At 70.0% G+C, this 17,388-nt stretch carries 13 protein-coding genes; 4 read left to right on the top strand and 9 right to left on the bottom strand.

All coding sequences use genetic code 11. The features are described 5' to 3' along the window. Positions 1-118 precede the first annotated feature (118 nt). From E1294_RS32540 to E1294_RS32530, 3 genes are all read left to right on the top strand, one after another. On the top strand, positions 119-847 hold the full coding sequence (locus E1294_RS32540) for a PadR family transcriptional regulator (protein WP_132514800.1): 729 nt from the start codon (positions 119-121) through the stop codon (positions 845-847). 56 nt (positions 848-903) lie between these two features. Continuing rightward, the gene (locus tag E1294_RS32535; RefSeq protein WP_165977588.1) at positions 904-1,377 is read left to right on the top strand and encodes a DUF1707 SHOCT-like domain-containing protein; all 474 of its coding nucleotides are present in this window, start codon (positions 904-906) and stop codon (positions 1,375-1,377) included. A 276-nt stretch (positions 1,378-1,653) separates the two neighbouring features. Beyond that, the gene (locus tag E1294_RS32530; RefSeq protein WP_132514798.1) at positions 1,654-2,595 is read left to right on the top strand and encodes an NAD-dependent epimerase/dehydratase family protein; all 942 of its coding nucleotides are present in this window, start codon (positions 1,654-1,656) and stop codon (positions 2,593-2,595) included. Here E1294_RS32530 and E1294_RS32525 read toward each other — a convergent pair. The 6 genes from E1294_RS32525 to E1294_RS32500 all read right to left on the bottom strand — a co-directional run bounded on the left by E1294_RS32525 (position 2,559) and on the right by E1294_RS32500 (position 10,544). Then, a complete protein-coding gene (locus E1294_RS32525) occupies positions 2,559-5,012 on the bottom strand; it encodes a glycoside hydrolase family 2 protein (RefSeq protein WP_132514797.1) in 2,454 nt (817 codons plus the stop codon). The genes E1294_RS32530 and E1294_RS32525 overlap by 37 nt on opposite strands. Before the next feature lie 9 nt (positions 5,013-5,021). Beyond that, positions 5,022-5,900 (bottom strand): ATP-binding cassette domain-containing protein, encoded by an 879-nt coding sequence (locus E1294_RS32520; protein ID WP_132514796.1) that lies wholly within the window; start codon positions 5,898-5,900, stop codon positions 5,022-5,024. Beyond that, complete coding sequence (locus E1294_RS32515) at positions 5,900-6,841, bottom strand: ABC transporter ATP-binding protein (protein ID WP_132514795.1); 942 nt, start codon at positions 6,839-6,841, stop codon at positions 5,900-5,902. The genes E1294_RS32520 and E1294_RS32515 overlap by 1 nt, the downstream gene beginning before the upstream one ends. Further along, positions 6,838-7,722, bottom strand: a complete 885-nt coding sequence (locus E1294_RS32510; RefSeq protein ID WP_132514794.1) for an ABC transporter permease — start codon at positions 7,720-7,722, stop codon at positions 6,838-6,840. The genes E1294_RS32515 and E1294_RS32510 overlap by 4 nt, the downstream gene beginning before the upstream one ends. Continuing rightward, on the bottom strand, positions 7,719-8,714 hold the full coding sequence (locus E1294_RS32505; protein WP_132514793.1) for an ABC transporter permease: 996 nt from the start codon (positions 8,712-8,714) through the stop codon (positions 7,719-7,721). The genes E1294_RS32510 and E1294_RS32505 overlap by 4 nt, the downstream gene beginning before the upstream one ends. A 72-nt stretch (positions 8,715-8,786) precedes the next feature. Further along, entirely contained in the window at positions 8,787-10,544 is a 1,758-nt protein-coding gene (locus E1294_RS32500; RefSeq protein ID WP_132514792.1) for an ABC transporter substrate-binding protein, read from the bottom strand. Positions 10,545-11,052: 508 nt separating this feature from the next. Here E1294_RS32500 and E1294_RS32495 point away from each other — a divergent pair. Beyond that, complete coding sequence (locus E1294_RS32495; protein ID WP_132514791.1) at positions 11,053-11,868, top strand: CAP domain-containing protein; 816 nt, start codon at positions 11,053-11,055, stop codon at positions 11,866-11,868. 77 nt (positions 11,869-11,945) lie between these two features. Here the strand turns inward: E1294_RS32495 and E1294_RS32490 are convergent, their stop codons facing one another. Genes E1294_RS32490 through E1294_RS32480 form a run of 3 tightly spaced genes read right to left on the bottom strand, consistent with a single transcriptional unit; the run spans position 11,946 to position 17,362 of the window. Further along, positions 11,946-13,346 carry a sugar porter family MFS transporter gene (locus tag E1294_RS32490; protein WP_132514790.1) on the bottom strand — a complete coding sequence of 467 codons (1,401 nt, stop codon included), beginning with the start codon at positions 13,344-13,346 and terminating at the stop codon, positions 11,946-11,948. A 55-nt stretch (positions 13,347-13,401) separates the two neighbouring features. After that, complete coding sequence (locus E1294_RS32485) at positions 13,402-15,876, bottom strand: polynucleotide kinase-phosphatase (RefSeq protein WP_132514789.1); 2,475 nt, start codon at positions 15,874-15,876, stop codon at positions 13,402-13,404. Further along, positions 15,860-17,362: a 3' terminal RNA ribose 2'-O-methyltransferase Hen1 gene (locus E1294_RS32480; RefSeq protein WP_132514788.1), complete on the bottom strand. Its 1,503-nt coding sequence runs from the start codon at positions 17,360-17,362 to the stop codon at positions 15,860-15,862. The genes E1294_RS32485 and E1294_RS32480 overlap by 17 nt, the downstream gene beginning before the upstream one ends. Positions 17,363-17,388: the final 26 nt, after the last annotated feature.

Genomic DNA, 17,388 nt, shown 5'->3' with positions numbered 1-17,388 from the left:
GTTCCCAGATTCCGCAACTTTTTCGTGATCTGGATCACACCTTTTCGTGACTTGCGAAACGACATTTCATCGATATATCTTTGACGCATCGAGAACAGATCGCGATATAGGGGGAAAGATGAGTTCAGCACAGGCAGCGGGCGGTCCCTGGCCCGGCGCGCGCGAATACAAGCGGGCGGCCCGTGAGGCGTTCAGGGCCATGACCGACGCTTTCGAGCAGATGGGCGGCCACCACCACCATCGCGGCGGCCCGCACGAGCACCGCCACCGCAGCAGGAGAGGCGGACCCGGATTCCCGTTCGACTTCGGGCGCGGCCCATGGGGCGGTCCCGGCGGCCCCGGCGGCCCATGGGGCGGCGGACACCGCGGCTGGGGCGGCAGAGGCCGCAAGGCCAAGCGGGGCGACGTGCGCGCCGCGATCCTGGCCCTGCTCTCCGAGGAGCCGCGCAACGGCTATCAGATCATCCAGGAGATCGCCGAGCGCAGCGAGGGCGGCTGGAAGCCCAGCCCCGGCGCCGTCTATCCGGCGTTGCAGCAGCTCACCGACGAGGGCCTGGTGATCTCGGAGGAGCACGAGGGCCGCAAGGCCTACCGTCTCACCGAGGAAGGCAGCGCGTACGTCGAGACGCACGCCGACGAGGTCAGGGCCCCATGGGACGAGATGCGCCCGGACATCGACGACAACACCGCCGATCTCTGGCATATCGCTCGGCAGTCGGCCTTCGCCATGATGCAGATTCTGCAGACCGGCAGCGACGCGCAGATCCGCGAAGCGCGTAAGACTCTAGTGGAGACCCGGCGCAAGCTGTACCAGGTCCTGGCCGACGACGAGCCGGGCGAGGAATGACCACCCTGATGGCCGGCGCACGCGATGGCCGGTTCGGAGAGATCGAGGAGCCGCACGTGGACCGCAACGATCTCCGCATCGGCGACGCCGAGCGCGAGCAGACGATGGCCGCCCTGCGCGAGCACTTCGCCCAGGGCCGCCTGACCCACGAGGAGCTCGAAGAGCGCCTCGACCGGACGCTGGCCGCCAAGACAGCCCGCGACCTGGTGAGCATCACGGCCGACCTCCCCGGCCCCGGTTACCACACGCCGACGCCGCAGCCCGACATGGGCGACTGGCGGGCGGCGATGCACGCACATCGACAGCAGATGCAGGAGATGCGCCGCGCGCACCGCGACATGCGCCACCACTGGGGTCACCACCCATGGCGGCGGCACCGCGGCCCGCACCCGATCGTGCCCCTGTTGTTCGTGGCCATGATGCTCGGGCTGTTCTTCGGCGGGTTCGGCGTCTTCAAGGTGCTGCTCGTGGTGTGGGTCGCGGCCGTGGTCGTCAGCGTGGTGCGCCGCCGGTTCCACGACCGCCGCTGACCGGCCCGCGCCCGATCGCCACCTGCCGGCCGGCGGTCAGGGCAGGTCTTCGGGCATCAAGGGAGGCCGCACACAGGTGCCCTCCCCTCTCCCCGGCTGAGCCGCCGCGGCACAACGCGCCTCTCCTGTGCGCGCCGTTGACAAACGGAACACCGCTCCGTATCGTATCGGAACAACGCTCCGTTTTGTGCGGAGCACGCCGCAGCGAGGTGTTCACCCGCCACCACCGCACAGAGCAGCGGCGGCCACGGACACAGTCCAGACGGGAGTTTCGGCATGATTCTGGTCACCGGCGGTCTTGGTTTCATCGGGTCCCACACCGTCCAGGCGCTCCTCGACATGGGCGAGGAATGCGTGCTGGTCCAGCGCAGGAAGGCCGAGGCGCCGGCCTCCCTCGCCGGCGCACAGGTGGCGGTGGAGCAGGCCGACATCACGGACCTGCCGGCCCTGCTCGACGTCGGCGAACGCCACACGATCACCGGCATCGTGCACCTCGCGGGGTCCATGCCCTGGCCCCCCAGCTCCGATCAGCCCGTCGACGCCACGCGGAAGGCGCTGGGCGGCCTGCTCAACGTCATGCAAGCCGCCCAGGACTGGGGGGTGAAACGTGTGGGCGTCGCCAGCACGATCGGCGTCTACTCCGGCTTGACCGGAGCACTCCGTGAAGACATGCCCCTGCCCATGACGTCGCCGCACCTGATCCCGACCTTCAAGAAGATCGGTGAGCTCCTCAGCGAGCACCTGGCCGGCGCCACCGGCGTCGACGTCGTCAACTACCGCGTCTCGGCCACCTGGGGACCGCGCGACCCCCACGGCGCGCTGTTCTTCGCCGCCCCCGAGCTCGTCCATGCCGCCGCCCGCGGAACCGAGCCCAACCTGTCGGCTCTCGCCGCGCCCCCGCACGCGGAAGACTCGATCGACTTGTGCTACGTGAAGGACACGGGCCGGGCCATCGCACTCCTCCAGCTGGCAGACCGGCTCGACCACCGCACCTACAACGTCGCGTCCGGCCGCGCGACGTCCAACGCCGAGGTCATCGCCGCCATCAAGAAGGTCGCCCCCGACGCCAGGATCGACCTGCCCGCCGGCGGGACCGGCCGGCAGGACTACCTCGACATCACCCGTCTCCAGAAGGACACCGGCTATCAGCCCGCCTACGACACCGAGCGCGCCGCCGCCGACTACATCGCCTGGCTGCGGGCCGGCAACGAGCACTGAGGCATGGCGGCCGGTGCGGGCTCGTTGACACAGCGCAGCACGGGGAAGCGGGTCAGCGCGCCGGTGTCCAGCTCCCGTTCCGTGGTGACGTGGAAGACCACGCTCTCCCCCGGCAGGACCGTGACGAGCTGGTCGTCCACGACCGCGCCGGGATCGAGCCTGTCGGGGAAGAGCGCCAGCTCGCGCAGCACGCTTCCGGCGGTGACGGTCACCCGGTAACCCCCGGGCACGCGTTCGGCGCGGGCGTCGAAGGCGGCCTCGGGGAACGCCACGGCGGTGTCCTCGGCGTAGCAGCCGACCGTGCGGACCGTGTCCAGCTCGGCCGTGAACAGCTCGCGCGCCGGGTCGCCGGGGGTCGCGACAGAGCCCGGCAACGCCACCCTGAGCACCGACCTCGGCGCCGCCCGCACCGGCACGACCTCCCCGGCCAGCGGCTCGCCGGTCAGGCTCCGCCGGACGAAGCGCAGCTCCCCGGACCACGGCTCGCCGGTGTCGTTCACCACGGCCAGCGCCCCGTCCTGGACGCTGAGCAGCCGGTCTGCGTAGGCGCGGCGCAGCGCGTACCAGAGCGGTTTGAGCCGCCCGTCGCCGTCGACCGCCGACCAGGACGTGACCGGCCAGCAGTCGTTGAGCTGCCAGACGATGGTCCCCATGCAGTACGGCATGAGGGCGCGGAAGCGCTCGATCCCGAACGCCACGGCCCGCGCCTGGTTGAGCTGGGTCAGGTAGTGCCAGTCGTCGAACGTCTCCGGCGCCGGCAGGTGCTCGCCCAGCCCGCGCAGCAGCTTGCCCTGCCCGTCGACGGCCTTCTGGTGCGAGGAGTCCGGCGTCAGCGGCTCGTCGGAGGAGGCGCGGCGCAGGGTGGCGTACGCCGGCGGCCCCTGGAAGCCGAACTCGGCCACGAAGCGGGGCCGGTAGGCGGCGTAGCGGGTGTAGTCCTCGCGGTTCCACACGTCCCAGATGTGGATCGTGCCGCCGGCCGGGTCGTTCGGGGGCAGGCCGGGAGCGCCGGAGTAGGGGCTGCCCGGCCAGTACGGGCGTGCCGGGTCCAGCTCGGCCACGATCGACGGCAGCAGGTCGTAGTAGAACCCCGCGCCCCAGCTGCGGCCCTCCAGCTCCTCCTGCCAGCCCCAGTCGGCGTGGCCCTCCAGGTTCTCGTTGTTGCCGCACCACAGCACCAGGCTCGGGTGCGGGGTGAGCCTGGCGACGTTCTGCCTGGCCTCGGCCTCGACCTCGGAGCGGAACGGCTCCTCCTCCGGGTAGGCGGCGCAGGCGAACGGGAAGTCCTGCCAGACGAGCAGGCCCAGCTCGTCTGCCAGGTCGTAGAAGGCGTCGCTCTCGTATCTGCCGCCGCCCCAGACCCGCAGCAGGTTGACCCCGGCGGCGGTGGCCTGGCCGAACCGCTCGGCCAGCCGCTCCCGGGTGATCCGGGTGGCGAAGCAGTCGTCGGGGATCCAGTTGACGCCCTTGACGAAGACCGGCACCCCGTTCACCCGGAGCCTGAACGCCTCCCGGTCCAGCTCGACCGAGCGGAAGCCGATCCGGCCGCGCCACTCCTGCGCCCCGAGGCGCACGGTCAGGTCGTAGAGGGGCTGCTCGCCGTACCCCCGGGGCCACCACGGCACGGGGTCGGGCACCCGCAGCGCGAGCACGGCCGCGCGCCCGCCGACCTGCTGCGCGGCGGTCACCCCCGCGACCTCGGCGGTCACGGTGACCGGCGCTTCGGTGACCCGCTCGACCCGTACGTGCACCTCCACGCGGCCGTCGGCGTGCGCGATCGGGCGCACCTCGGCAAGGCGGGCGCCGCTCCAGCTCTCCAGCCCGATCGGGCGGCTGATCCCGGCGGTGACCACGGTCGGCCCCCAGTCCCAGCCGAAGTTGCAGGCGGCCTTCCTGATGAACGGGTACGGCTCCGCGTACGAGGCGGGCCGCGCGCCGAGCGCCGCCCTGCGCTCCTCGGCGTAGTCGTAGGCCGAGCCGAAGCGGACGGTGAGGGTGTTCTCGCCGGCGCGCAGCAGGTGGCGCACCGGGAAGCGGTAGGAGCGGTGCTCGTTGGCCGTGGCGCCCAGCCGCACCCCGTTGAGCTCGACGGTGGCGACCGTGTCGAGGCCCTCGCACACCAGGTCGGTGCGCTCGTGCTCGTCCGGCGACCAGGCGAAGGAGGTCCGGTAGACCCAGGCCGTACGGCCGATCCAGGTCAGCCGCCGCTCGTTGTCGTCGAGGTAGGGGTCGTCGATGAGACCGGCGGCGAGCAGGTCGGTGTGCACGCACCCGGGCACGGTCGCCGCCACGGTGCCAGCCGCTGTGCCGGCCCCTGTGCCGGCCACGGTCTCCGTGACAGGGGCGGGCACGTCCGCCGGTTCCCCCGGGACGGCCGTCAGGGTCCAGCCGTCGTGCAGCGGACGGTACGAAGTCACAGGCTTCTCCTAGGGGCAGGTGTCCAGCCGGGCGCACGCCACGAAGTGCCCCGGCTCGGCCTCGATCAGGGCGCCGGAGGCGCCGCACTCGTGGTAGACGCAGGAGTCCACGGCCGTGGCGTCGTCCCAGGCCTGGTTCAGGCGCGGCACGGCCGACAGCAGCTCGCGCGTGTACGGGTGCAGCGGGTCCCCGAAGACGCGGCCGGTCAGCCCCATCTCCACCACGCTCCCCCGGCGCAGCACCACGGTGCGCTCGGCGAGGTAGGTGCCGAGCGACAGGTCGTGCGTGATGTAGAGCACGCCCAGCCCTCTGGCCTTCAGCTCGGCCAGCAGGTTGAGCACGTCGATGCGGGTGGAGGCGTCGAGCATGCTGGTGATCTCGTCGGCGACCAGCAGCTTGATGTCGAGCAGCAGCGCGCGGGCGATGAGCAGGCGCTGCAGCTGACCGCCGCTGAGCTGGTGGGGGTACTTGCCGAGCACCTGGCCGGGGTTGAGCCGGACGTCGCTCAGCGCCGCCTCGACGCGCTCCGCCCACTCGGCCTCCGGGACGGCCGGGTAGTACGCCTCTTTGATCATGTTGTACACGCGGTCGGCCTTGAACACCGGGTTGAACGAGCTGAACGGGTCCTGGAAGATGCCCTGGATGTGGCGGTAGTACTCCTTGCCCGCCCGGACGGGCCGTCCGTCGAAAGTGATCGAGCCGCGGGTGACGGGGTTCAGGCCGAGGATCATCCGGCCGATCGTGCTCTTGCCGCTGCCGCTCTCCCCGATCAGCGAGACGACCTCGCCGGGGACGACCTCGAAGCTCACCTTCCGCACGGCCGTGACGCTCTTGCCGCCGAAGGCGCCGATCTTGAATTCCTTGGTGACGTCGTCGAGTCTGAGCATCAGGCCTTCCAGCAAGCGACGTGGTGGTCGGGGGCGAGCTCGGCCACCGGCGGGTCCTGCGCGCACTCGTCTCCCGCGATCGGGCAGCGGGCGCGGAAGCGGCAGCCGGCGGGCGGGTCGAGCAGCGAGGGCGGGCTTCCGGGGATGCCCTCGAGCCGGCGGTCGGCGTACCGCACGCCGACCTCGGGCAGGGAGTCGAGCAGCAGCTTCGTGTACGGGTGGCGGGGCGCCTTGACGATCACGTCGGCCGGCGCCTTCTCGGCGAGCCTGCCCGCATACATGACCATGATCGTGTCGGCGATGTGGTGGGTGAGCGCGATGTCGTGCGTGACGAAGATCATGCTCTTGACGTAGCGGCTCTCGCGGAAACCCAGCAGGGCGCGGGCGACGGCCTTCTGCGTGGAGACGTCGAGCGCCGAGGTGACCTCGTCGGCGATCAGCAGCGACGGGTCGAGCAACGTCGAGATCACCATCACCATGCGCTGCTTCATGCCCCCCGACAGCTCGATCGGGTAGCGGTCGAGCATGTCGCGGGACAGGCCGACCTGGTCCATCCGGCGCTCCAGCTCGGCGGTGTCCACCGCCGAGCCCCTGGACTTGAGCAGTTCGGTGATCATTCTGCGCAGCTTGCGGGTCGGGTTGAGCGCGCTCATGGCGTACTGCGGGATGAGGGAGACCTCCCGGAAGCGGAAGTCGTTCATCGCGCGGTCGTCGCCGATCGGCAGCTCCTGGCCGTCGAGCACGACCGTGCCGGCGACGTGGCGCATGCGGCCGTCCATGCGGATGAGGCTCTTGCCCAGGGTGCTCTTGCCGCAGCCGGACTCGCCGACCAGGCCGAGGATCTCGCCGTCGCCGAGCTCGAAGGTCATGCCGTCGAGCGCGCGCACCTCGCCCTTGAGCGTCCTGTAGTACACCCTCAGCTCGCTGACCTGCAGACTCATGTCTCCCTCAGTTTCGGGTTGAAGACCTCGTCAAGCCCGACGTTGGCGACGTACAGGGCGCCCACGATCGCCGTGATGCCGGCTCCCGGCGGCACGAACCACCACCACATGCCGAGCTGGAGCGCGCTCCACTGGTTGGCGTTCTGCAACATCAGGCCGAGCGAGACGCCCTCGGTCGGGCCGAGGCCGATGAAGTCGAGCGAGGAGGCGATGAGGATTGCGCCGCCGAACAGCAGGATGAACGTCATGAACAGGTAGGAGCTCATGTTCGGCGCGATCTCCCTGGAGATGATGCGCCAGGTGCCCGATCCGCTCATCCGCGCCAGGTCCACGAACTCCCGGGTACGCAGCGAGAACGTCTGCGCCCTGATCGCCCGCGCCGCCCACGGCCACTGCGTCAGGCCGATGAACAGGCCCTGCACGGCCACGCTCCGGATGCCCAGGTAGGCGTTGATGATCAGCAGCACGGCCAGCGTGGGGATGACCAGGATGACGTTGGTCAGCATGTTGAGCACCTCGTCGACCGCGCCGCCCCGGTAGCCGGCCACGAATCCCACGAGCATGCCGATGACCGCCGCGATGCCGCCGCCGATGACGCCCACGAGGAAGGTGGCGCGCAGGCCGTGCACGAACTGCAGGAAGATGTCCTGGCCGAACGTGGTGGTGCCGAGCCAGTGCTCGGCCGACGGCGGGCTGATGGGGCGGGTGCCGTACTCGTTGGGTGTGCCGCTGACCAGCAGCGGCCCGGCCAGGCCCAGCACGAGCAGCACGACCACGATGCCGAACCCGGCCATCAGCTTGCCGTTGCGCACGGCGAAGTGGAGCGCCTCGCGGCGCACCCCCTCCTGCTCGCGCGGCTCGGTCTCCTGGAGAGTCGTCATGCCTGCGCACCCGCCATTCCCGCCCTGGTCCGCGGATCGACCACGACATAGACGATGTCGATGATGAAGTTGGCGATCAGCACTCCGAGCACGATGAACAGGAACGTGCCCTGGAGCAGGAAGAAGTCCTGGTTCTGGATCGCCTTGAGGATCAGGCTGCCAAGGCCCGGGTAGGCGAAGACGATCTCGGTGACGAGCGCTCCCGCCACGAGCACGCCCAGTTGCAAGGCCAGACCGGTGATCTGGGGCAGGACGGCGTTGCGGAAGGCGTACCTGCGGATGAGCCGGGCGGGCGCGCCGAGCGCTGACAGGTAGTTGGAGTAGTCGGATTCCAGCTCATAGATGATCATGTTGCGCATGCCGATCGCCCAGCCGCCCAGCGCCACCAGGAACAACGACAGGAACGGCAGCGTCCAGTGGTGCAGCAGGTCCAGCACGAACGTCCACGACCAGTTGGGCCGCATCGAGAAGCTGTAGCCGCCCGCGACGGGGAAGAGGCCGGTGATCACGCCGAGCGCCCAGGCCAGCAACACGGCCAGCCACATGTACGGCATGGCGGTCAGCACGTAGCCGACGGGCAGCACGGTGTTGTCGAGCAGCTTGCGGCGGGCGGCGTAGGCGCCGAACCGGTTGCCCACCACCCAGCTCAGCAGCACCGACGGGATGATCAGGCCCAGCGTGTACGGCACCGCCCCGTTGATCACGGTGCTGACCGGGGTCGGGAACAGCCAGATGCTGATCCCGAAGTCGCCCCGGAACATCGCGCCCCAGAAGTTCAGGTACTGCTGCCAGAGCGGCTGGTCGAAGCCGAAGAGGTCGTTGTAGTAGGCCCGCATCGCCTCGACGGCCTCGGGCTGGGCGACGTTCGCCCGCGCCACCATGCCGGCCACCGGATCGCCCGGCATGAAGCGCGGGATCAGCCAGTTGACCGTGACGGCGACAAAGAAGGTCAATCCGTAGATGAGCAGTTTCCTGCTGAAGTAACGACGCACGCGTGTTCTCCGAAAGGGCCCTCCGCCCCTGGCGGCCCGGGCCGCGCGGGGCGGAGGGGTGACGGTCAGAGGTCAGGAGCCGGCGGGCTGGAGCTGGGTGAGCGTCTCGAAGCCGCCCAGTTCGAACCAGTTACGCCACATGACGGCGCCGGTCTTGGGTGCGCCGCCCTCCGCGGCCGGCCAGTTCTTCCACGTGCTGGTGCTGTGCTGCGCCCACAGACCGTTGTACCAGAGCGGGATGATCGGCATGTCGTCGAAGTGGATCTGCTGGAGCTGCGAGATGATCTTCTGCATGCCGGCGGTGTCGTCGGTCCTGACCTGGTCGAGCTGCTGCACGAGGTCCCAGGCCTTCTCGTTCTCGTAGCGGGCGAAGTTGACCGTGTTCTGCTGCTTCCTGACCGGCAGCTGGAACATGTACTCGTAGTAGGTGTACGGCGAGTTGGACAGCTGGCGCTCATTGTTGATGAGCAGGTCGAAGTCGCCCTCGGTGCGCTTCTCCACCAGAGCGTTGAAGTCGGGGAAGTCGGCCGTGACCTGGATGCCGGCGGCCTTGGCGCTGGTCGCGATCGACCGGGCCGACTCCATCCAGTCGGTCCAGCCCGACGGCACGATGAGCGTCAGGCTGATCTTGGAGCCGTCCTTGTTCTCCACGAACCCGTCGCCGTCGCCGTCCTTGTAGCCGGCGTCGGCCAGCAGCTTCTTCGCCTTGCCCGTGTCGAAGGTGAAACCGGACGCGGACACCACGTTCTGGTCCACGAACGTGTCCCACTGCGGGAGCAGGCCGGTGGGGCTCGATGCCTTGACGAGGTTGCCGTACACACTCTCGACGATCTTCTTGACGTCGATCGACGAGGCCAGCGCCTTGCGGAAGGCGGGGTCGTCCATCGGCTTCTTCGTGGTGTTGGGCACCAGCCAGGCGGTGTTGGCCGACAACATGTACGGCGGCTCTTTGTAGTAGGTGGTCAGGCCGAAGTTGCCCTGCACCAGGTTGGCCACGCCGGGCAGGAAGTTGTTGCTGCGGTCGAGGCCCTTCTGCAGCAGCATGCCCATCGCGACCTCGTTGCTCGGCGTGGCGATGTCGACGATGTAGCGCGGCTTGGGCTCCATGTTGAGCGCCGTCTTGCCCCACCAGTCGTCACGCCGCTGCAGGACCACGCGGTCCTGGTCCTTGCTCATGAACGAGTACGCGCCCGTGGCGACCGGGTTGTCGTTGGTCCCGTCGAGCACCTCCTTCTCCGAGCGGTCCTTCCAGACGTGCTCGGGGACGATCGACCGGTTGTAGAGCATGTAGTCCCACTCCTGGTAGTTCGCCTTGGAGAAGGTGAACGTCACGGTCTGGTCGTCGGTCGCCTCGACCTTCTCCAGCCAGTTCCAGAGGTTGTGGTACGGGATCGTCTCCATCTTGCCGAGCTCGAAGGTGTAGACGACGTCCTTGGCGGTGAACGGCTGGCCGTCGGACCACTTGACGCCCTGGCGGAGCTTGAGCTCGTAGGTGGTGTCATCGGTCCACGAGCCGCTCGCGGCCAGCCACGGGACGAGCTTGGCCGCGTTGGTGTCGTAGTGGAACAGCGTCTCGTACACCAGGCCCTTGGTGCCCACGGCGGAGTCCCACTCGCGGATGGGGTTGTAGTTGAGCGGCGGGCCCCACTGGGTGCCGGTGGTGTAGAGGGTCTCGTTGCGCGGCAGCTGGTTGGGGTCGGCGCTGGCGGCGCCGGACTGGCCCTGCGCCTGTGAGGCCGGCGGGTTCGGCGTGGATCCGCCGCCGGTGCAGGCCGTGGCCAGCAGACCCGCCGCCACGACCGGGATGAGGATCCGAGCCCGGATACGCATCTCTTCTCTCCTTCCTCCGCGCCAGGCGCGAAGGTTCGCACGTCTGCTAGACAACCCCGATGAGCGGCTACGAACGCGCCCGCACCCCGCTTGGGAGCGCTCCCATCAGCACTGCGGGCACTCTCCCGCCCGCTGGCCGGTGAGCGATCACTTCTTCAGTAGTCGCAGGCCGGCAAACGGCCTGCTGAACCGGATAAGTACCGCGAACGTAAATTCCTGGTGACACTTACGTCAAGGGTCGTGACGCTTTCGAGACGTGGGCCCGCAAACGCTCTCACTGCGGACCTGCACGCGGCGAGGCATGAAGTGGCCACACGGGCGGGTATGGCCTAACCGGTTCAACCGGCGGCCCGGCACGGGAGACAGCGGGCGCTCCGCTTGATCGCGGCCGTCGCCTCTGGAGTCACTCTGGTTGACCCGTATTTATCGCGATTCGATGACAAATCGATAGCTTTCCCGACAGAATGCGGTCCCATCCAGCGTCTATCGCAACTGGAGGCACACCCTTATGCGTAGACCCCTTGGGCTACTCGCCGGTCTCGTGACCGTGGCGGCGCTGGGCGCGCCGCTCGGCACGGCGCAGGCCGCCACCGCATCCGAGGCCGCGTGCCGGGTGAGCGTGGCCAAGCCCCGGCTCAACGACGAGGCACAGAAGATCACGTCATTCGCCGTCCGCCGCGGCTGCTTCGGCCCCGCGCTGATGCGCATCCGCATCAAGCGCGCCGTGCCGGGCCGAGATCCGGTCGTCAAGAGCGGCGCGACCAGGAACAGCCGCATCACCCTGAAGATCAACTGTCGGCCGGGCACCTATTACGCGTTCGCCACCGACTACCGCGGCCACACCGTCAAGTCCAAGGCCGCCAAGCTGACGTGCGCCCCAGGCGACGACGCCGCTCCCACGCCGTCGACACCACCCCCGTCCTCCGGCTCCGTGGGCACGACCGCGGAGAACGAGGTCGTCAAGCTGACCAACGCCGAACGCGCCAAGGGCGGCTGCGGGCCACTCAAGCACGACCCGGAACTGCGCGCGGCCGCCTTCGGCCATTCCTCCGACATGGCGGCGCAGAACAAGATGGCGCACAAACTCCCCGGCCGTCCTGACCTCCGGCAGCGCATCGAGGCGGCCGGCCTCACCGGGTTCAGGGCATGGGGGGAGAACGTCGCCTGGGGCCAGCCCTCCGCCGCGTCCGTGGTGCGGGCCTGGATGAACAGCTCAGGTCACCGGGCCAACATCATGAACTGCCGCTACAACCTCATCGGTGTCGGCGCGAAGAAGGACGGCCAGGGCCGGATCTACTGGACCCAGGACTTCGTCACGAAGTGATCCCCTGCCGGGGACCCGGGCGATGACGGCCAGGGTCGCGACGGCTCCGGCCTCGCGCCCTGGCCCTGCCGGCCGTCTCAGCCCATCTCCTCGAGCTTGCGCCCCTTGGTCTCCCTGACCCACTTGGCGACGAACAGGAAGGAAAGGACGGCGAAGAACGCGTACGCGGCGTACGTGAGCGGCAGGTTCCACGCCGACAGCGCCGGGAACGACACCGTGATCAGCCAGTTGGCGATCCACTGCGCCCCGGCGGCGACGCCCAGGGCGGCGGCCCGGATGCGGTTGGGGAACATCTCGCCGAGCAGCACCCAGACCACCACGCCCCAGGACAGCGCGAAGAACAGCACGAACACGTTCGCCGCCACGAGCGCGATCGCCCCTTGCGGGTTGGGCAGGGACACCGTCCCCTCCACCATCCGCGCCGCGCTGAACGCCCACGCCGCGGTGGCCAGCGAGATCGCCATCCCGGCCGACCCGATCATGAGCAGCGGCCGTCGGCCGATCTTGTCGACCAGCGAGATGGCGATGAACGTGCCGATGATGTTGATGATCGAGCTGGAGAAGCTGATCAGCAGCGAGTCGGCCTGGTTGATGCCGACCGACTGCCACAACACGGAGGAGTAGTAGAAGATCACGTTGATGCCGACGAGTTGCTGGAAGGCCGAGAGGACGATGCCGACCCAGACGATCGGGAGCAGCCCCAGCGCGGGCCCGCGCAGATCCTTCAGCCCCGGCACCTCCTCGGTGCGCAGCACGTGCTGGATCTCCTCCACCCGTGCGTCGAGGTCGATGTCCTCACCCTCGACCTCGGCCAGCACCTCGCGCGCCTTACTGCTCCGCCCCGCCATGATCAGGTAACGCGGGGACTCGGGGATGACCAGAGCGAACAGCAGGTAGAGCAGGGCGGGCAGGACACACGCCCCGAGCATCCACTGCCAGGCCTGCAGCGGTCCCAGGTGATTGTTGACGTCGCCGCCGGCGAGGGTGGCGATCACGTAGTTGACCAGCTGCGAGAGCGCGATGCCGAGCACGATGGCCAGCTGCTGGAAGGAGCCCAGCCTGCCCCGGTAGGCGGGCGGGGCGACCTCGGCGATGTACGCGGGCCCGAGCACCGACGCCATGCCGATGGCGAAACCCGCGACGATCCGCCAGAACCCCAGGTCCCAGATGGCGAACGGCAGCATCTGACCGATCGAGCTGACCGCGAACAGCGCCGCCGCCACCTGCATGGACCGGGTGCGCCCCAGCCGGTCGGCCAGCCGGCCGCCCATCCAGGCGCCCAGGGCGGAGCCGAGCAACGCGATCGCCACCACGAACCCGATCTCGAACGCCCCCACGCGGAAGTGGTTCCTGATCCCCACGACCGCGCCGTTGATGACCGAGCTGTCGTAGCCGAACAGAAACCCGCCGACGGCCGCCGCCGCCGTGATGAACACGACGTGGCTCAGATGCTCTTGATGGGTGTGCCGAGTAGCCATGCAGGTCCTTCCCTCAGGCCGGGGGAACTACCCGTGGATCACGCACGTATGCCCATCACAGGCGGGGGTCGACCGGCTCCGACTCCAGGGCCAGCACCGCGAAGACCGGCTCGTGGACGCGCCATCCCGGCTCGCCTCCGGCCAGCCGCGACAGCGCCTCCAGCCCCAGCGCGTACTCGCGCAACGCCAGCGAGCGCTTCTTGCCGAGGAACCGCCTGCGCAGCACGTCGAGCGACTCGGTGTAGTCGGGGCCGTAGATGATCCGCAGGTATTCGCGTCCCCGCACCTTGACCCCCGGCTGCACGCGGCCCGGCGCGTAGCCGGCCGGCTTGACCACCATGCCCTCGCCGCCCGCCGCCGTCATCGACTCCCACCAGGCGGTGGCCCCGGCCCTGGACTCGGGCGAGCCGAGCGTCACGAAGACGTGCTCGGTCCTGGCGATCAGCGGGGAATCGAGCAGCCCCAGCGTGGACAGGTGCCAGGCGTGCGGCTCCAGCGCCGTGGCCCTCCCCTCGCAGGCCAGGATCTGGAACGGCGCCACCCGGATGCCCTCCAGCCCGTCGACGGGCCAGCAGTAACGCGCGTACGCGTCGCGGAACAGGGCGGCGTTGCCGGAGCGGCGCCGGGTGCGGTCGAGCAGATCGCCGACGTCCAGCCCGCGACCGGCCGCCGCCTCCAGGGCCGCGATCGCCTCGGGCAGCGCGGCGCGGGCGGCCGCGCCGACGGAGGCGTACTGCGACCTGATCAGCTCGCCCGCCTTCGCCGACCAGGGCAGCAGCTCGCAGTCGAGCACCACCCAGTCGGAGCCCAGCTCCGCCCAGAGCGGCTCGCAGGCCTCGCGCAGCCGTGTCACCAGGGGCGCGGTGTCGGCGAAGAACGGCCGCCCGGTGCGCGTGAACACCGCGCCCGCGCTGCCGTCGCCCACCCCGAACCGGGCCGCGGCCACGTCCGGCGTCCTGGCCAGCACGGCGACGGCCCGCGAACCCATGTGCTTCTCCTCGCACACGACCTCGCGCACCCCGGCGGCGGCGAACTCCTCGAACGCCTCGTGCGGGTGCTCCAGGTAGCCGTCGAGCGTGGAGGTCTCCGGCGGCGCCATGGTGGGCGGCAGGTAGACCAGCCAGCGCGGATCGACCGCGAACCGGCTCATGATCTCCAGCGCGGCGGCCGCGTTCTCCTCCATGATCTTGACCCGGGTGCCGAACCTGGTCTCGACGTGCCGGGTGCCGATCACGTCGTTGATGTCGAGCATGCCGGGATCGCGCACCCGGGCGGCGCCGAGCGGCTTGGCCGGCTCGTACCAGACCTTCTCCGCCGGGACCTGGACGATCTCGCGCTCCGGGTAGCGCAGCGCGGTCAGGTGACCGCCGAACACGCAGCCGGTGTCGAGGCAGATCGTGTTGTTCACCCACTCGGGGGCGACCGTGGGCGTGTGGCCGTAGACGACCGTGGCCCGGCCCCGGTATTCGTCGGCCCACGGGTAGCGGACCGGCAGGCCGTACTCGTCGGTCTCGCCGGTCGTGTCGCCGTACAGGGCGAACGCGCGCACCCGGCCCGAGGCACGGCCGTGGTAGGCCTCCTTCAGTCCCGCGTGCGCGACGACGAGCCGGCCGGCGTCGAGGCGGTAGTGGCTGAGCAGGCCGTCCATGAACGTCCTGGCGCGCTCGGTGAACTCGGGCGACTGCGCGGCGAGCTGGTCGAGCGACTCCTGCAGGCCGTGCGCGACCTTGACCTTGCGCCCGTTGAGCGCGCGCACCAGCTTCTGCTCGTGATTGCCCATCACGCAGATCGCGGTGCCGGCCTCGACCATGTCCATGACCAGGCGCAGCACGCCCGGCGTGTCGGGCCCGCGGTCCACCAGGTCGCCGACGAGCACCGCGGTGCGGCCCCCGGGGTGCGTGAACCCCTGAGGACCGCGCCGCCAGCCGAGCTCCAGCAGCAGGGTCTCCAGCTCCGAGCGGCAGCCGTGGACGTCGCCGATGATGTCGAACGGCCCGGTCAGCTGCGTCTTGTCGGACCACGCCTTCTCGTAGCCGATCGTGGCGGCGTCGATCTCGTCGAGGCCCCGCAGCACGTGGACCTTCCTGAAGCCGTCGCGCGAGATCTTGCCGAGCGAACGTCGCAGGTCCTTGCGCTGCCGGATCACCACGCCGGGGCCGAAGTCGCGATCGGGGCGGACGGCGTTGCGCTCGATCGCCACCTCCTCCGGCACGTCGAGCACGATCGCGTCGGCCAGCACGTCGTGCTTCCTGGCCAGCTCGATGAGGCTCTTGCGGGCGGCGTACTGGACGTTGGTGGCGTCGACGACGGTGAGCAGCCCCCTGGCCAGGCGCACGCCGACGATGTGGTGCAGCAGGTCGAACGCCGCCGGGGTGGCCGACTGGTCGTTCTCGTCGTCGGAGACCAGGCCGCGGCAGAAGTCGGACGAGATGACCTGGGTGGGCCCGAAGTGCCGGGCCGCGAACGTGGACTTGCCGCTGCCCGAGACGCCGACGAGCACCACGAGGGAGAGCTCAGGAACGCTGATCACGGGTGAACACTCCCATCTGGGTGGGCGGGCCGACCTCCGGGTCGTCGTCGCCGACCGGTTCGAACGCCACCTGGTAGCCGTACTCCCCTGCCACCCGGGTGGCCCAGGCGGCGAACTCGGCGCGGGTCCACTCGAAACGGTGGTCGGGGTGGCGCAGCCCGGTCAGGAACTCGTAGCGGACGTTGTGCTCGATGTTGGGCGTGGTGACGAGCACGTGCCCGGGTCTGGCACGGGCGAACACGACACGTTCGAGTGCCGCCAGCCGGGGCGGGTCGACGTGCTCGATCACCTCCATGAGGACGGCGGCGTCGTAGCCGGACAGCCGCTTGTCCGTGTACGTGAGCGCGCCCTGGAACAGGGTGAGCCGGGCGCGCCTGCTGTCGGGCATGCGGTCGAGCCGCAGCTTGCGGGCGGCGATGGTGAGGGCCATCGGCGAGACGTCCATGCCGCCGACCCTGGCGAACCGGGGCCTGGCCAGCAGCGCGCCGACCAGCTCACCCTGGCCGCACCCGAGGTCGATCACGCTGGCCGCGCCGAGCTGTTCCAGCTTGTCGAGCACGGCCTCGCGCCGCCGCGCGCTGAGCGGCCTGCCCTTGGGCGCGCCACCGCCGGCACCGTCGCGAACTCCAGCGTCCAGGGCTTCGCCGTCCTGGGCTTCGGCGGCGTGGGCGTCGGCGGCCTCGTCGGTGGCGGTCACGTCGGCGGGTGCGTCCTCCTCGACCGCGGGCTCCAGCTGCTCCTCGGTCTCGTCGCCCAGCTCGGCCAGGCGCGCCAGCGCGGTGCGGGCCAGCTTCGAGCGCCGCCCCAGGTAGCGCCGGGTGATCAGGCCGCGCTCCGGGTGGCCGTGCAGCCATCCCTCCCCGGCCCTGATGAGCTTGTCGACCTCGTCGGGCGCGATCCAGTAGTGCTTGCCGTCGTCGAGCACCGGCAGCAACACGTACAGGTGGTTGAGCGCGTCGGCCAGACGGGCGGCCCCGCTCAGGGTGAGCCGGACGTAGCGCGACTCCCCCCACTCAGGGAAGCCGTCGTCGAGCACGATCGGCTGCGCGGCCGCCTCCCAGCCGAGCGGCTCGAACAGCCGCCGCGCCAGGTCGGGCCCGCCCCGGCAGGGCAGCGCGGGCAGCCGCAGCTCCAGCGGCAGCGGCGTGCCCGGCAGCTCGGGCCTGGCCCTGCACCGTCCGGCCCGCGCGGTGCGGAACACGTCGGCCAGCGCCACGGCCAGCAGCGAGGAGGCAGCATAGGGGCGGTCGTTGACGTACTGCGACAGGCTGAAGTCGGGCGAGCCCTTGCCGCGCGACCTGACCAGCGCGATCGGGTCGACCTCGAGCATGAGCGCCGCCGTGCAGCGCTCGTCGCCGGCCTCGGAGTAGAACACCGTGGCCGTGCCGAACGACTGGCCGAACTCCTGCACACGCTCGGGATGCTTGTGCAGGAGAAAGCCGAGATCGGTGGCGGGCCTCGCGGTGGTCGTGATCGTCAGCAGCACACGCCCAAGTGTGCCGTAACCACGCG

This window comes from Nonomuraea diastatica (assembly GCF_004349015.1).
Taxonomy (GTDB): Bacteria; Actinomycetota; Actinomycetes; order Streptosporangiales; family Streptosporangiaceae; genus Nonomuraea; species Nonomuraea diastatica.
This window is presented reverse-complemented; position numbering and strand designations above follow the sequence as displayed.

Excerpts from the sequence above, each read along its gene's own strand:
- E1294_RS32540 (WP_132514800.1), top strand. The coding sequence starts at position 119 with ATGAGTTCAGCACAGGCAGCGGGCGGTCCCTGGCCCGGCGCGCGCGAA.
- E1294_RS32530 (WP_132514798.1), top strand. The coding sequence starts at position 1,654 with ATGATTCTGGTCACCGGCGGTCTTGGTTTCATCGGGTCCCACACCGTC.
- E1294_RS32520 (WP_132514796.1), bottom strand. The coding sequence starts at position 5,900 with ATGCTCAGACTCGACGACGTCACCAAGGAATTCAAGATCGGCGCCTTC.
- E1294_RS32515 (WP_132514795.1), bottom strand. The coding sequence starts at position 6,841 with ATGAGTCTGCAGGTCAGCGAGCTGAGGGTGTACTACAGGACGCTCAAG.
- E1294_RS32510 (WP_132514794.1), bottom strand. The coding sequence starts at position 7,722 with ATGACGACTCTCCAGGAGACCGAGCCGCGCGAGCAGGAGGGGGTGCGC.
- E1294_RS32500 (WP_132514792.1), bottom strand. The coding sequence starts at position 10,544 with ATGCGTATCCGGGCTCGGATCCTCATCCCGGTCGTGGCGGCGGGTCTG.
- E1294_RS32495 (WP_132514791.1), top strand. The coding sequence starts at position 11,053 with ATGCGTAGACCCCTTGGGCTACTCGCCGGTCTCGTGACCGTGGCGGCG.
- E1294_RS32490 (WP_132514790.1), bottom strand. The coding sequence starts at position 13,346 with ATGGCTACTCGGCACACCCATCAAGAGCATCTGAGCCACGTCGTGTTC.